Source organism: Neotamlana nanhaiensis (genome assembly GCF_000943555.1).
Lineage (GTDB): Bacteria > Bacteroidota > Bacteroidia > Flavobacteriales > Flavobacteriaceae > Neotamlana > Neotamlana nanhaiensis.
In genome coordinates, this window is the sequence record NZ_JTDV01000001.1 from 378,636 (window position 1) to 394,440 (window position 15,805).

Genomic DNA, 15,805 nt, shown 5'->3' on the forward strand with positions numbered 1-15,805 from the left:
TGATTTTAATCCATCAAAAAAATAGTTATCGATATAAATAATTATTTACCTGTTGCTGCTTTGAAGTTTTCTATTCCTGTTTGCAACCACTTTTTATAAGCCTCAACATCTGGCGTGTAACCAACAGGAGTAGTTAAGTTGTCTTCGTTATGGTCCATAAGTACGTAAAAGGGTTGCGAATTTGCTTTATATTTTATGGTTTGTAATTCGCTCCATTTTTGGCCAATGTATTTTAACTGTTTTCCTGGTTTTAATTGAGATTCCGTTACCTCATTAGCTTCCAACGGGCGCTTATCATCAACATATAACGATATTAAAACCACATCGTTTTTAAGCATATTTAAAACCTCTGGCTTAGGCCATACGTTCTGTTCCATTTTTCGGCAATTTACGCATGCCCAACCTGTAAAATCTATCATCACGGGTTTACCAACTTCTTTGGCGTAAGCTAATCCTTTATCGTAATCGTTAAACGCTAAAATATCGTGTGGTGCTAATAAGTGAGCACCATCTGGTAGTTCGCTGTGCGCAGCCGCCATAGCTCCTCCTCCTACTTTTGTATAACCAACACCATAAGGCGACTCGCTATACTCTTGTGGTGGCGGAAAAGCACTTATTAAATTTAATGGTGCGCCCCATAAACCAGGAATCATATAAATGGTGAACGATAATACGAGTAACCCAAGCCCTAATCTACCCACAGAAATATGCGTTAATGGCGAATCGTGAGGTAATTGAATTTTTCCGAAAAGGTAAAATGCCAACGTACCAAAAACGGCAATCCAAATGGCCAAAAATACCTCTCGCTCTAGTAAATGCGCTTGTAAAACTAAATCGGCTTGTGATAAAAATTTAAAAGCTAAAGCTAATTCTAAAAAGCCTAAAACCACTTTTACCGTGTTTAACCATCCTCCTGACTTTGGCAGAGAGTTTAACCATCCGGGGAAAGCTGCAAATAATGCAAATGGTAATGCTATGGCTAGTGAAAACCCTAACATACCTATTATTGGTGCTAAGCCACCTTTTGAAGCTGCTTCAACTAGTAAAGTTCCAACAATAGGACCTGTACATGAAAAGGACACAATAGCCAAGGCTAATGCCATAAAAAAGATGCCTACTAAACCTCCTCGATCAGCTTGCGAATCTACTTTGTTTGCCCATGAATTAGGTAGCATAATTTCGAATGCGCCTAAAAATGAGAGTGCGAAAACAACTAACAGCAAAAAGAAAATGATATTAAACCAAACATTTGTTGCTAACGCATTTAAGGCATCAGCCCCAAATATTCCTGTTACTGCTGTACCTAATAACACATAAATAATAATGATACAAACCCCATAAATAATGGCATTTTTAATTCCTACGGCTTTGTTTTTACTTTGCTTGGTAAAAAAACTCACCGTCATAGGTATCATTGGGAATACACATGGCGTTAGTAAAGCTGCAAAACCTGATAAAAATGCAATGAAGAAAATGCCCCAAAGTCCTTTTTTAGATTCTGGGTTTGTATCTTCAACATCACCCGTTGTCGCGGTAACTTCATCCTCGCTAGCAGATACTAATTTCGTATCAGCCGCAGTATTATTGTTTAAATTAAAGGTCAAATCGACTTCGGTTGGTGGTAAACAACGTGTATCGTCGCACACCATAAATTCTACAAAACCATCAATGGCATCGACCGATTCTTTTAACTGTATTTTTTGTTTGAAGGTTGCTGTTTTTTCGAAAAACTTAATTTTCATTTCAAAAACAGGGTCATCAATGGTGTGTCCTTCTTCTTCTGAAGTATTACCAACAATTTGAATTGCACCACCGCCATCATCATAGATAAACGAGGTTGGTATAGGCCCTTCTTCTGGTACATTTTGGGAGTACAAATGCCAACCATTTTCAATAGTTGCTTTTGAGACTAAAATGTATTCGGTATCTGATATTTTTTCAACTGAAGTTGACCATTTTACTGGCTCTAAAATTTGTGCAAATACGGCTGATGAACATATAAATGCCGCTAATACAAAAAGAATTTTCTTCATTATTTAGGGTAACTATTTGATATTAAAAACTAAATCGGCTTCGGTTGGTGGCAAACATCTGCTATCGTCGCAAACCATGAATTCTACAGTACCATTAACAGTAAATGGTGCTTTTGATTTTAGTTTTATACGTTGTTTAAAATTGGCTTTATTCTCGAAATACTTAATTTCCATTTCAAAAATAGGATCGTTTACGGTATGCCCTTTTTCTTCTGAAGTATTTCCTTTTTTTAGATAATCTTTTGTACTCGCATAAGTAAAAGTTGTGGCTATTGGACCACCTTCTGGAACTTGCTGCGAATATAAGTGCCAACCCGTTTCTATAGTTGCCGTTGCAGTTAGTTCGTATTCTGAATCTGATATTTTTTTAACCGAAGTACTCCATTTTACAGGCTCTAGTATTTGCGCATGCCCTAATGAAAAACATACTACAGCGATTACTAAAAGTATGGTTTTTATAGATTTATATTTCATAATGTATGTCTTTTTATGTTTTTACTTAAAGATTCTAATATCAAGCCACAAACTTACAAATTAACCCACGGCTTAATTGCCTCTTGAAGCAAATTTAACTTATTGTTCTGGTTTAAAAACAATTTCGTAGTTAGCGCCACCAGTTAGTATGGTTTTTGCTATTTTTTGAATATCCTTTTTGGCTATTCCGTTTACAATTTTTTCGAAGTTTTTTGGATCGTTAATATTAGTATCATATCTAAAATAATTCACCAAAACACTCATATCGTAACCGTTTTTATCTTTAGATTGCTCACGCTCTTTTATAAAATTGGTTTTGGTTTTATTTAAATCGTCGTCAAGAATAGTACCATTTGCTATTTTCTCTAATTCACCTTTGGCAATGTTTACCAAATTATCGACCATATCTGGATTACAATCAAATCTAAACGACACATAAGCTTGCGATTTTGGTTCTCTTGAAAAACTTGCACTTACCCCTGGGCTATAAGCTCCTCCTTCGGCTTCGCGAATGCTTTCTGTAATGCGTAATTGTAAAATATCGCCTAAAACATTGGTATGAATTTCGTTGGATTTTGAATAAGGCATTTCCTTTTTGTAAGAAATATTTACGGTCGCTTTAGGGTCTTCCATCTTTAAATAGATATCTTCATCTATTTGATTAGAAACCCATTCTGAACCATTATCCTTGTAAGCTTCCTTTGTATTGTTTGTTGGCAAACTCGCTAAATACTGCTCTAATAGTGGTTTTAACTGGGCTTCTTTAACATCGCCAACTATAAAAAACTCGAAATCTGAAGCATCAGCGAAACGCTCTTTATAAATGGTTTCTATTTTATTAAAGTCGATATCATTAACGTAATCTTGATTAAAAATACGTTCTTTTGGGTTGCTTTTTCCGTAAAGGGTTACCGTCATACTATCACGCATTTTTTCACCAATATCTTTACTTCTTCTAACTAAATAATTATCGATATTACTTTGTAATACTTTAAAGGCTTCATCGTCAAAACGAGGTTTAACAAAATACACATGCACCATTTGAAGCATGGTTTCAACATCTTTTGTATTTGAGCTTCCTGAAACCGATTCGCTTATTTCTCCTAAACTTACTCGAACACCTGCTGTTTTTCCTGCTAGCACTTTTTGTAAATCTGTAGCGTTAAAATCACCTAAACCAGACATCCCAATTAAATTACCTAGCATATTTGCCGATGGTAAATCAACATCATTTAATAATGATTTCCCTCCATAACTATAGGCATTTAAAGCAACTTTATCTTTCTCTTTATCTACAAACTTGTAATGTACTTTTATACCATTACTTAATTGGTACGTTGTTGCACCCGTTTGCTTGTTATTTGTTGTTTTTGAAATGGTTCCTGGTGTTATGTTTAAATCGGAAACCAAAGTTTTTCCTGCCAAAGCTTCGGTGTATGGCGTAATAGTTTCATCATTCTCAACTTTACTAATGATGGCTTTAGCTTGAGCTTCAGTTAAATTTTCTTGTCCTTCTACCCCAGTTACGGTAATAAACCTATTCTTTTTAGCGTATAAATGTTTGATAGTATTATGCACATCTTGCGGAGTTACTGCTACTAAAATTTGTTGCGCTAAGGCATACTCTTTCTCAACATCGGTAATGGTTGCATTGCTTAAAAAGTTGTTTTGAATACCACGTTCTATTTGTCCGTGACTTCTATCGTCTAATTTAGCAATTTGGTTTTCGTATGATGTTTTTATTTTGGTAATCGACCTATCAATTTCCGATGGTAAATAACCAAATTTTACAGCACGAATCACTTCGGTTAATACTTCTTGAAAAGCTTTTTGCTGCTCGTTTGGTTTAGGATAAACAGCAATGCTAAAGGAATTTGTTGTGCGTGACATTTGCCCGTAACCTAAACGTCCTGCTAAAAAATTAGCTTCAGGTTTTTGTGATTTTTCTGAAACACGCTCTGATAACAAACTAGTAGCCATAGACTCTAATAAACTACGTTTTAAATCGGCCACAGTTTCATTTTCTAATGATTTTTTATGACGGATACCAAAACTAATATTTGCTGTTGACACTTCTGGATCTGTTCCTAGGCTATACAACATCTCGTCATGCTCTGGAATATCTACCACGTAACGCTCTATTGGATTTTCTACTGCCGGAATTTCAGAAAACAAATTGATTATTTTTTGCTCAATATCATTTACATCAACATCACCAATTATAGCGATGGCTTGTAAATCGGTTCTATACCAATCGTGATAAAAATCGCGTAACGCTTTGTATTCGAAACCTTCAACAATATCCATTAAACCAATAGGCATTCTATCGGCATATTTTGAGTAATTAAATCTAATTGGTAAGCTTGCTTTAAACAAACGCATGCGCCCGCTTTGGCGTGTACGCCATTCTTCTTTAATTACACCACGTTCGGCGTCAATTTCTTCTTCGGTTAATAACAGATAGTTAGACCAATCATGTAAAACCGTTAAACAGGTGTCTACCAAACCTTCTTTTGTTGGTATGTTGTTTAGGTTGTACACTGTTTCATCAAAACTCGTGTAGGCATTAATATCTTTTCCAAAAACAGCACCGTGTTTCTGTAAAGTGTTTAAAATACCTTTTCCAGGAAAACTCTCGGTACCATTAAACGCCATATGCTCTAAAAAGTGTGCTAAACCTTGTTGGTTATCATTCTCTAAAATTGAACCTACATTTTGAATAATGTAATAGCTTGCCGCATCTTTAACTACATCGGTACTTTTTATGTAGTACGTTAATCCGTTTGGCAATACCCCTTTTTTAATTGAGGTATCAATTGGTAATGGTTCGTTTAAATTAATGTTTTGTGCAGTAACTGTAAGCGTTAACGTTACCAGAAAACTAAGAGCAATACATACGCGTTTCATGAAAATTTTAGGTTTTAAATATGAGTTTAATTTTTAAGTTATTATTTTAAAGGGCTGTAAAGCTACAGCCCTTTCATTGATTTCATAGCAGAGTGACTAATTCTAATTATGAAATAATTATAAATGAATAATCTTTACTGCTAAGACGAAGGATTTTACATTTCCCCTCTTAATAAAATGTTAAATTTTAATTAATTTGCTTTCACATAGTCAATAAGTGCTGATAATTCTACAACCAATTGGTCATCGCCCCCACCAAAGCCTGAGCCTTTATACCTTAAGTTACCATTTTTATCTATAATGATTTTTGCAGGAATACTGTTTACACTTAAAGCTTTAGCCATTTCATTTACTCCTGTTTGAGGGTTTTTTGTGTCCATATACAAATCAAAATTAAACCCATTTTCATTTAAATAGCTCACCGCGTCTTGTTTAGGTGTTTTGGAGTTTTCCCAAGTATGGACAAATAAAAATTTAACGTCCTTATCGTTTTTGTATTTGTTTACGGCTTCTTGCATTGCTGGAAAAGATCGTTTACATGGTCCGCACCAAGTTGCCCATAAATCTATTACTAAGTATTTCCCTTTAAAGTCCTCTAGTGTATGGATTTTACCATCAATATCTTTTAAAGTGAAATCAGGAGCTTTTTCCAAAACAACTTTTTTTATAATGTCTTCTTGACTCTGTTTTGTAATTTCACCAACTATTTCTTTTGAATACATGTTAAAGTCATTTTCAGGGAACACTTTTTTATATGTAGTAGCCCATCGATTCTTTAACTCAGTATTTCCTTGTCCCGATCTAATTAAGCTGTCTAGCACTACAAATGCTTTTCTATATTGCTTGTTTTCCATAAGCAAATCGCTATAACGCTTAATTTTTTTTGAGGTTTTACTTTTCATATTAAAAAAAGACTCTTCAAAATAATCTAAAGCTTTCTGCCATTGTCCCCTAGTTTCAAAAATTTCACTATATAATTCAACGTATCTGTAATAATCATCTTTATTATTTAAACCAATTCTATAGTTACGCAAAGTTTCATTTAGTAATGCTTCAATATCATCTGGAGACTTTTCAATAAGCATTGTTGCACAGTATTTTACTACTGTATTTTTAATTTCATTATTATCTATTAAGTTGAAGTATTTTAAAAAGTGCTCTGTGCTCTTGTTTTTTGCAGATCTATCACAGGCTATTAAATATAAGCTATCAAAGTCGAAATCACTATTTTCAAATTTAACCAAAAATGCTTCAACCATAGTTTCCATCGTTTTTACATTTTCTTGTTTACTTATTGCTAAAATGTTTTCGTTTGCTGCAACTTTGCCGGTAGGAAACTTTTCTATGATTTTCTTTGTGATTTCGCTTATTTTTTCCCCATTTCTTTTAGATCTGTAGTAAGAAATGATGCTTTGCATATCACTCTCGCTACCAAAAAACAATAAAGAATCAACTTTTTTAGTTAATTGTGTTGTACTAGTAGTATTATTTAACATTTCTACCACTTTATTTTGGGCGTTTATGCTAAAAAAAAAGAAATTAAATAATACACTATAAATAACTATATTCTTCATACTTACAAGTTTAGTGTATTTAACAATGCTGTTAATTTTTCTTTCTCGGAAGGTCTTGGTGCCAAATCTTGAATTATATTGCCTTGAGTATCTAACAAAATAAACCTTGGTATCCCTTGAATTTGATAATCTTTAACAAATTGCGATTTGAAAGCATTATCAGCAAAAAGCTGAATTCCTCCCATTTTCTTTTCGGCAATCATATCTTCCCAAACTTTTTTATCGGACTTGCTATCTACAGAGATACTTACAAACTCAATATTTTTACCATGATACGTTTTTTCAATTTCTTCTAAATGTGGTATTTCTGCTTTACAGGGGCTGCACCAAGTAGCCCATACATCTATGTAAACATACTTGCCTTTTAGGTCACTTAAAGAAGTTGTACCACCATTATAGTTAACATAATTTTCAAATTTAGGTGATGGTTTACCTGGTTCTAAAAGACGAAAGGCTTCATAATAATTTGTTACCTCTTTTTGCTGTTTGGCATCTTTGCTCAGGCTCATGTACTCTTCATAATAGGTCTTTTTATCTTCCTTTATAAACCCAAGATTCATTTTAGTTATTCTAGCTAATAAACTTTCTCTAATTGTATCATTTTTAAACTCAGACAAAATTTTAAACTCTGCTTGCCTTTGAGACAATGTAGAGTCTTGCCTTGATATTTTACTTGCATTTCTTAAAAGGTCTATAAATAATTTAGTGTTATAATCCATAGAATAAAAAAAGTCGGCCGCATTATGTTCGGTCTCTTCTTTAATTTGATTTGTAAAAGATTCAGAAGGTTCGTATTCGTTTTTTGTTATTCTAGTATAATTTCTTGGATAATCTGCCAAAATCTTTTGAAGATAATAATCGATGGCATTTTTTTCTAATTTTTTTAAGCCTTCCGGTAAGCTGTCTAATTCTGCAAACTTTAGGTTCATTACTTGTTTCAGCGAATCAATGGAATTCAAAAAAGCTGCTTCTTCAAGAGAATAATATGACCTTACTTTACCTTCAAAATCTTCAATAAGCTGACTTTTAGAAACATAATAATTATTAAGGCTTGCATTGTCTCCTTCAAACTTTAAAGTTCCCTTTAAGTTATTTGAATTAGCATAAATCTCTACTTTGCCAGAAGCACCTATATAAATTGGCATTCTTTGCTTTTCATAAGAAGCATAATAAATTCCATCTGAAAGTTCTAAGGTATCTAAAAACTTTCCGTCTTCTTTTACATTAAAAGTTTGCTCAAATCCACTTAAATTCATTAACGTAAAAGTCCCTCCAAGTGAATTTTCTATTTTCCCTTTTAAGATCGCATAATCTGGGCTCTTTTCATTTCTCTTACAATTAATTAATACTATTGTAAGGAAGATTACAATTAAAATTTTTGTTCTCATTTTATATTTTTTTTATTTATTTAACTATTTAAGCTATTACTAGAAATATTTAGAATTCTTAAAGGAAAGCAAATACTTTCTGTTTTATTACTATTAAATTCTAAATGAATTTTCCAAAAACTAATGGTAATAAGTAATATCAAGTTCAAACACGCTCTATTGATAAGCTTCTAGACTTTATTAATAATTAGTTCAAACAAGCTTTTTAATCGACAGCATTTTAAATCTTCATCATTGATACTATTATGATTTATTACATCATCAAACACCAATAATGAAGACTCAATAATGCGGTATTAGAACTATCGCCAATTATTTCTTAGTAATTATTTTGTTCCATAACCCCTTGGCTAGCAATAATTTCTGTTTCAGGAATTGGAATTGCATATTTTCTAGAACCAGGTGTCAAGCTGTAATCAATTAACGATTCGTCTGTTTTTACAGTTGAAAGATCAAATGGGTAAAATTCCCGACTATAAGTTTGATCATCATTAGGGTCTTCATTGTGATTTATGCGTCTCATATCAAACCAACGCAAAGAGAAAGGCATTTCACGTCGTCTCTCCTCAAGAATTTTACTAATTGCTTCATTCTTAGATGAGGCACTTAAGTTAATATCTGTGGCTGTGTTTTTAATACGCTTTACTCTTAATGAATTAACTACAGTCATTGCTTCTGAAACCCTGTTTAAACGAGCTAAAGCTTCGGCTTTAGTTAAAATTGTTTCTGCTACAGTTGTACCAGAAGGCACTGAAAATAATCCTAAATGCATGTAACTGATAGTTGGATTAAATATTCCGAAGATAGAAGGTCCTCCTTCAACAAAATGATATTCATACCTTAGGTCATTTTCTTTATCATACAATTCAGTTAAACTAGTAGATGGAGCAATCATTCCGCCGTGATTTGTAACCCTATAATATGTAAATTCTTTCCATGTGATATCTACAGTTTCATAAGTTGAAGGCCATATTGGAAAAATAGAAGAATATCCCATTTCAGAGTTATAATCAACAAGACCATCATATTCATTTAATGATAAAGTTGCATACTTTTCGGCTTCAGCATAGTTATTTATGTATAAATAAAACCTTGCTGCGAAAGCATAAACAGCAGCTTTATTGGCTCGCCAAGTTTTCTGAGTGTCTCCATCAAATAATGGCTGTTGTATTTTAAGAGCTTCAATTAAATCACTTTCAATTTGCTCATAAGTGACTGCCAATGGAACTCTAGTTAAATCCTCTTCAAAACTAGTATTTAGTTTTGAGGGCAACCCCATCTCATTACCGTTAGCATTGGTATAAGGTAAACAGTAAGAGTTGACTAAAACCCAATAATTATATGCCCTTATAAAATGAGCTTCGGCTTTTAACCTAGATTTATCCTCTTCGGTTCCTTCAACATTCTCTAAAGAAGTTAGAACTAGATTTGCTGTAAAAACTTTACTCCATAAATCACTCCAATCTCTACTTGACGCCGTTTGTAAATATTGACGATCCCAAAAAGCTGCATAAGCAGCCCTTAATTGGCCATAAAACAAAGCAGCTGAAGTATGATATTCAGGTAAAAAATCGAAATCATCTGTTAAATATAATCTTTGAAAGCCATCTACTTCCCTACCCATAGTTAAATAATCATCTAATAACGCATCTAGTTCTGTAGTATTTTTCACTATTAAACCTGAGCTTTTAGAGGGTGCCTCATCTAAGTAATCTTCACATGATGTCAAGCATACTGCTAAAATCATGATATAACTAAATGTATATTTTATATGTAATTTCATCTTAATATTTTTTTGATTAATAATTATAATCCAAGTTGAAATCCAAAAGTAAATCGTGCTGTTGGGTTTCTAGTACCTAATAAATACTCCGGGTCTTCTTTGTATTTATTGTTTGTAATGACCAATAAATCATTAGCTTGAGCAAATAATTTAAAAGATTGAATATTTAATGTCTTTAGAACATTACTACCTAAATTATAAGACAAGCTAACTTCCTGCAACCTAACATGGTTAGCACTTTCTATTAAGTAATCTAAAGAACCGTAATTCCAAACTTTATAGGAAGCATCATTATCATCTACTGGAAGCGTTACAATTTCAGAGGAACTACCATTAATTACTTCATTTAACCTTGCATTTGGAAGTGTTTTAAACCCATTTTGAAAAGGATAATTAAAAGAAGATCGTCTAAAAACATGTCCAAATTTACTTGTAAAAATAAAAGACATTGTAAAATTATTAATATCAAAAGCTTGGATAAGTCCTAAATTATAGGGTGCGACGGAAACCCCACTTTCTTCTAGCCAACGTCTGGCTTCTATATCAACAGAAGTAGAGGCCAAACTAATTAATTCTCCATCTGGACCTTCATATCTAGGAACTCCATCAACAAAACCAGCATACTTGTAACTCCAAAGGGTATTTGCATTATAACCCTCACTATACGATAACTCTACACCATTTTCAATTAAATTAGCTGCTGTATGTTGTGACCTAAATAAGTTTGTAATTTTATTTTCGTTATAAGCAAACGTTACATTACCACGCCATTTAACAGCTTTTGATAGCGGTATTGATGTTCCTAAGTCTATTTCTATTCCTTTGTTATACATTTCTACGTTGTTTAGCTTTTGGGTAGAAACACCATTAACTAATGGTATTGAAATGTCTGCCAATAAATCCTTGCCTTTTTTATTGTAAACATCAATAGAGCCAAAAAGCTTACCTCTAAAAACCGAGAAATCTAACCCTAGGTTTAAGGTCCCTGATTTTTCCCACCTTAATGTTGGGTTTCCAAAACTTGAAATAGTTGCTGTAGTAGAGTTTGTGTTTGGGTCGGGAATTGGAGACAAACTAATTAATGGATATGGAGACGTTGACCTATCTTCATTTCCATTAAATCCATAAGTAACTCTGGCGATTAGCCTATCTAACCAATCAGCATTTGACAAAAATGATTCTCTTCCTAATTGCCATGAGCCACCAACGGACCAAAATGGCGAGTAACGAGATGCTGGGTCGGCAGCAATTAAATTAGAAGCATCTGTTCGATAGCTACCAGAAATTGTGTATTTATGATTATATGTGTAAGCTAAATTACCAAAAGCGGAAAAAAATCGATCTGTAAAATAAGTAAAGGAATTTGCATACGGAAATGTAACATTACCTGTTAACCAACTTGTTATGGCTTTATTTCCCGTTCCGCCAGGACCATTCGGAAATTGTCCAACAGCAAGCGTTTCATCATTATATCCGTAAGTTGTTGGATTTATAAATGTTTCGGTTACAGAACTTCTTAGTTCTGTTCCAGCTATGAAATTAACAGCATGTTTGTTCATTGTTTTATTGAAATCCAACAGATTTCTCCAAACATATCCTCTTAACTTACTTCTATTTTGATCTAATTGGCTTCCTTTTGGTAAATTAAGCACAACGGCTCCTGTAGGAGTCCTATCCCATGTTGCTGAATTATTTATAGAACTCCGAACGACAAACGAGTCTTCTCCATATAAATACCTGTTGAAAGTATTAAAATTCTCATATTGTAAACGGCTAGAAACACTTAATCCGGGCATTATTTTAGCTGTTAACCCTGCTTGAATTCTTCCGTTTAATGTTTCGGAAGTAAAGTCACGAGAGTTTAGCTCTCTGACAGGATTATAATAAAAATCGTAAGGAAAAATTTCTTGAGGCACCAATAAATCAAGTGTAGGTTGGTAATAACCATTAGGAAAACTAACTTGTGTACCATCTGTATTCAAAATCATATCATAAGGCGACCATTGTTGAATATCTTCTAATAAAAAACCATTCAATTTATTTTCTTGATATTGTAACATTAAAGACATATCAAAATCAAGCCATTTTGAAACATTGGCATTTGTACGGTAATTAACTAAATATTTCGTGCTTTCATTACCTTGAAAATCTCCTTTGTTTGATTCATATAGAATTGATGCAGCATTAGTCATTCTTTGTGTAGAACCACTAATATTTAAATTTATTTGACTTGTTAAAGGATTAGCTAATATTAAGTTCTCTATCTGTTTTTTATTATCAAGAGTTTGCAAGATCGCCAATTGAGCATCTCTTTCTTCCAAAGTTATTCTACCTAAAGCGTGTTCGTTCATATAAGCCATGGCTTGTGACCATGTACCACTTGCAACACGCTCTAAAGTTCCATCATTTGAACTAATAGGGGCCCATTTGCCATAAGCTAATTTTTCAAACTCAACTGTTTCAAAAGAGCTTGCGTGTGGACGTACATAATCTAAGTCTAACTTAGAACCTATTCTGGTAAAAGTACTTATATCTGCCTTAAACGCTTCGCCTCGCTTACCAGATTTGGTAGTAATAACAATAACACCGTTTGCTGACCGAGCACCCCAAATAGAAGCTGCGGCAGCGTCTTTTAATACCGTAATGCTCTCTATATTATTAGGGTTTATATTATTAAAAGCATCTTGTACTGGAAACCCATCGACAACGACTAGAGGCTCTGTTGAGGCACTTAAACTACCTATTCCTCGAATAGTAAAGGATGTATTTCCATCGGCATCAATTGTTGCTGCCATTCCTGCTGTAGTTCCAACCAACCTCTGTGCTATATTTGAGGCTGGATGTTCTATTTGTTCTTTAGAAACACTTTTAAAAGCACCAGTAGCTCTTTCTTTAGATAGGGTTTGATAACCAGTAGATACAATTTCTACTGCTTGCAATTCTGTAACACTCTCTTCTAAAACGATATTATAAACGTTTTTTTCAAGGGTTATCAATTCAGAATAATGTTTATAACCTAATCCATAAGCAACAACATAATAATCTACCTCTGCTTTAAGTGAAAAACTACCATCAAAATCGGTAGAGGTTCCATAAATTATAAAATCTGTGTTTGCAGATTCATTAGTTGGCAGTTTATTTGACACATAAACTGTAATTCCAGGCAGCGGTATTCCATTCTTGTCTTTAACAGTTCCAGATATTTTTTTCTCTTGCAATGTTTCTGAAACTTGATTAATGATAATTACATTATCATTTTGTAGTGTAAAACTAAATTTTCCTTTATTAAAACTTGAGGCGAGCAAGTCGTTAGCTTTTACGATGCCTTTTTTTAAGCTCACCTTAGGATAATTCTTAAACATATCCACCTGATAAATAAATGTATAATCAGTTTGATTCATTATTAACTCAAAAACCTCGTCTACACTTAGTGTTTTGTTGGCATCAACCGTAATTTTTACATTTTGAGATAAGATGTTGTTTGATGTAAAACCAAATACAGTTGTGCATAATAAGAATATAAAACTCTTCATAACAACTTTAATTAGTTTCTTTCTGTGAGAGAAAAAAACATTCCTTAAATTAATTTCCATAAATTTGTTCTGTTAGTTAGTTAACATTTTTAATTAATTAGCGTTTTTAGAATAAGGGATAAAGTTTTTTTACTTTGGCGAGTGGAAACTTTAGTCCCTTTTTTATTTTTTAATCGTAATCGTGTTGTTGTTTATATCATAGGCTTGAATAAAATTTGTGTTTTTTATAAGGTTTAAAATATTTTCGATGTTTTGATGCTTACTTAACTGCCCATTAAACATGATGTTTTCTGTAGATTCATCTTCAAAAACTACCGTAACATCGTACCAGCGCGAAAGCACTTTCATTATTTCTTTCAAGGATTTGTTTTTAAAACTGAATAAACCATTCTTCCAAGCGATTTCGTACTTGGTTTCAACTGTGCTAATAAGTACGTTATTATTCATTTTATTAACAACAGCTTGCTGATTAGGAACAAGGTTTTCGCTATGCTCATTGACCTGAAGTGCCACTTTACCTTCTACTAGCGTGGTATAAATATGCGATTCGTCTGCGTAAGCTTTTACATTGAACTCGGTTCCTAAAACCTCAATTTCTTGACCTCGGGTAAAAACTTTAAATTTTGTACCGTGGTTGGCTTCGCTTGGAGAAACATCAAAATAGGCTTCACCATAAATTAACTCAACAGTTCTTGGGCTATTTTTTGTAAAACTCACCGGATATTTTAATTGCGATTCGGAGTTTAACCAAACCTGAGTACCATCGGCTAGTTTAATAACAAATTGTCCGCCACGTGGTATTGTTAAATAATTGTAAGCAATAGCAGTGCTTGAGCTATCTTGGTTATAAACTAAGTGCTCACCGTTACTTTCTACACTGCCTTCTTTATATATTTTACCTTTTTCTAACTCAACCATGGTTCCATCTTCGCGAGTTAACACCGCTTTATCTGTACCTGCTTGAATAGTTGTGGTCGCTAAGTTATTCTCGATATTTGCAGTTTCAGCATTGTTTCTCAATAAAAAATAGAAACCCATAAAAACAACAATCGCTGCTGCTACCCCATAGGTTATCATTTTTCTATTAATTAAGGAAATTACTTTTTTAGGCTTTGGCGATTCATCTTTTATAGCATCTAAAATATTAACAAGCATGCGCTCTTTAATATCTTGCTCTGGTCCCAAAGCTTCTACCCAGTGGTTTTCTTTTTGAAAACTTTCGTAGTAGTTAACAAGAAGTTTAAGCTCGTCGGCAGTAGTTTTACCATCTAAGTACCGTTCAATTAATTTTTGAAAAAACTTATTATTTATAGTGTTGTTATCCATGTTTTTAAATATTGAAGTTTAGCGGTATACCTTTATAGTGTAGATATTGTTATTTATCCCCTAAAAAAAATTAATAAAAATTTAATCTTTTTTTAAAATTGATTAAAATAACTCAACAAAAAGAAGAAAAAACAGCTTTAAATCAACTCAAAAAACGAAAAACATTAAATAAAATGCATTTTCTACTTCAATAAAAAAATAAGTAATCCCACACTTATTAAACCGCCTAAATTAGACCGTAAAACCCTTAAAGCTAATGTGATATGATTCTCAACTGTTTTAGTAGATATACCCAATTTTTCGGCAATTTCCTTATGCGACAACTGTTTATTTCTGCTTAACACATAAACTTCTTGACATTTTTTAGGTAAAGTTTTAACTATAAGGTTAATTTGTTCGACTAGTTCGTCGTGCATAAGTTTCGTTTCGGGAGTCGTGTATTGAAATCTTTGGTTTAAATCTTCAAACAGTTCTACATTTGTCACCTTATTTTTTCTAAACTCAGCGAATACCTTATAACGTACGCAAGCATACAAATAAGATTTAATAGATATTATAATTTGAAGTTTCTCACGGTTATTCCAAAACTCTATAAATACATCTTGAATAATTTCTTCACATTGCTCCTTATCTTTTAATAAATTATATGAAGATATATAAAGCGGCTTCCAATAACTTTCATAGAGTTGAGTAAAAGCTATTTTATCACTTTTTTTTAAGCGTTTTAATATGTCAATATCGCTATTTGTCATAACCAGAAACCAAAACTAATAATTTATTTGAAACT

At 32.9% G+C, this 15,805-nt stretch carries 9 protein-coding genes; all 9 read right to left on the minus strand.

Going from position 1 to position 15,805, the window contains the following annotated elements; genetic code table 11:
* Positions 1 to 41: 41 nt before the first annotated feature.
* The 9 genes from PK35_RS01475 to PK35_RS01515 all read right to left on the minus strand — a co-directional run bounded on the left by PK35_RS01475 (position 42) and on the right by PK35_RS01515 (position 15,770).
* Complete coding sequence (locus tag PK35_RS01475) at positions 42 to 2,033, minus strand: protein-disulfide reductase DsbD family protein (protein WP_044624877.1); 1,992 nt, start codon at positions 2,031 to 2,033, stop codon at positions 42 to 44.
* A gap of 12 nt (positions 2,034 to 2,045) precedes the next feature.
* Complete coding sequence (locus tag PK35_RS01480) at positions 2,046 to 2,507, minus strand: protein-disulfide reductase DsbD domain-containing protein (RefSeq protein ID WP_044624878.1); 462 nt, start codon at positions 2,505 to 2,507, stop codon at positions 2,046 to 2,048.
* A 99-nt stretch (positions 2,508 to 2,606) separates the two neighbouring features.
* Complete coding sequence (locus tag PK35_RS01485; protein ID WP_044624879.1) at positions 2,607 to 5,414, minus strand: M16 family metallopeptidase; 2,808 nt, start codon at positions 5,412 to 5,414, stop codon at positions 2,607 to 2,609.
* Between the two features lie 191 nt (positions 5,415 to 5,605).
* Positions 5,606 to 6,988: a TlpA disulfide reductase family protein gene (locus tag PK35_RS01490; RefSeq protein ID WP_044624880.1), complete on the minus strand. Its 1,383-nt coding sequence runs from the start codon at positions 6,986 to 6,988 to the stop codon at positions 5,606 to 5,608.
* 2 nt (positions 6,989 to 6,990) lie between these two features.
* Positions 6,991 to 8,376 (minus strand): redoxin family protein, encoded by a 1,386-nt coding sequence (locus PK35_RS17015; protein WP_082048492.1) that lies wholly within the window; start codon positions 8,374 to 8,376, stop codon positions 6,991 to 6,993.
* A gap of 319 nt (positions 8,377 to 8,695) precedes the next feature.
* A complete protein-coding gene (locus PK35_RS01500; protein WP_044624881.1) occupies positions 8,696 to 10,159 on the minus strand; it encodes a RagB/SusD family nutrient uptake outer membrane protein in 1,464 nt (487 codons plus the stop codon).
* Between the two features lie 23 nt (positions 10,160 to 10,182).
* A complete protein-coding gene (locus tag PK35_RS01505; protein ID WP_052825754.1) occupies positions 10,183 to 13,692 on the minus strand; it encodes a SusC/RagA family TonB-linked outer membrane protein in 3,510 nt (1,169 codons plus the stop codon).
* A gap of 162 nt (positions 13,693 to 13,854) precedes the next feature.
* Positions 13,855 to 15,018 (minus strand): FecR family protein, encoded by a 1,164-nt coding sequence (locus tag PK35_RS01510; RefSeq protein ID WP_052825756.1) that lies wholly within the window; start codon positions 15,016 to 15,018, stop codon positions 13,855 to 13,857.
* 182 nt (positions 15,019 to 15,200) lie between these two features.
* The gene (locus tag PK35_RS01515; protein ID WP_044624883.1) at positions 15,201 to 15,770 is read right to left on the minus strand and encodes an RNA polymerase sigma-70 factor; all 570 of its coding nucleotides are present in this window, start codon (positions 15,768 to 15,770) and stop codon (positions 15,201 to 15,203) included.
* Positions 15,771 to 15,805: the final 35 nt, after the last annotated feature.

What these genes read in the sequence shown, in the direction of transcription:
- PK35_RS01510 (WP_052825756.1), bottom strand. Translation starts at nt 15,018, where the DNA reads ATGGATAACAACACTATAAATAATAAGTTTTTTCAAAAATTAATTGAA.
- PK35_RS17015 (WP_082048492.1), bottom strand. Translation starts at nt 8,376, where the DNA reads ATGAGAACAAAAATTTTAATTGTAATCTTCCTTACAATAGTATTAATT.
- PK35_RS01505 (WP_052825754.1), bottom strand. Translation starts at nt 13,692, where the DNA reads ATGAAGAGTTTTATATTCTTATTATGCACAACTGTATTTGGTTTTACA.
- PK35_RS01480 (WP_044624878.1), bottom strand. Translation starts at nt 2,507, where the DNA reads ATGAAATATAAATCTATAAAAACCATACTTTTAGTAATCGCTGTAGTA.
- PK35_RS01485 (WP_044624879.1), bottom strand. Translation starts at nt 5,414, where the DNA reads ATGAAACGCGTATGTATTGCTCTTAGTTTTCTGGTAACGTTAACGCTT.
- PK35_RS01515 (WP_044624883.1), bottom strand. Translation starts at nt 15,770, where the DNA reads ATGACAAATAGCGATATTGACATATTAAAACGCTTAAAAAAAAGTGAT.
- PK35_RS01475 (WP_044624877.1), bottom strand. Translation starts at nt 2,033, where the DNA reads ATGAAGAAAATTCTTTTTGTATTAGCGGCATTTATATGTTCATCAGCC.
- PK35_RS01500 (WP_044624881.1), bottom strand. Translation starts at nt 10,159, where the DNA reads ATGAAATTACATATAAAATATACATTTAGTTATATCATGATTTTAGCA.
- PK35_RS01490 (WP_044624880.1), bottom strand. Translation starts at nt 6,988, where the DNA reads ATGAAGAATATAGTTATTTATAGTGTATTATTTAATTTCTTTTTTTTT.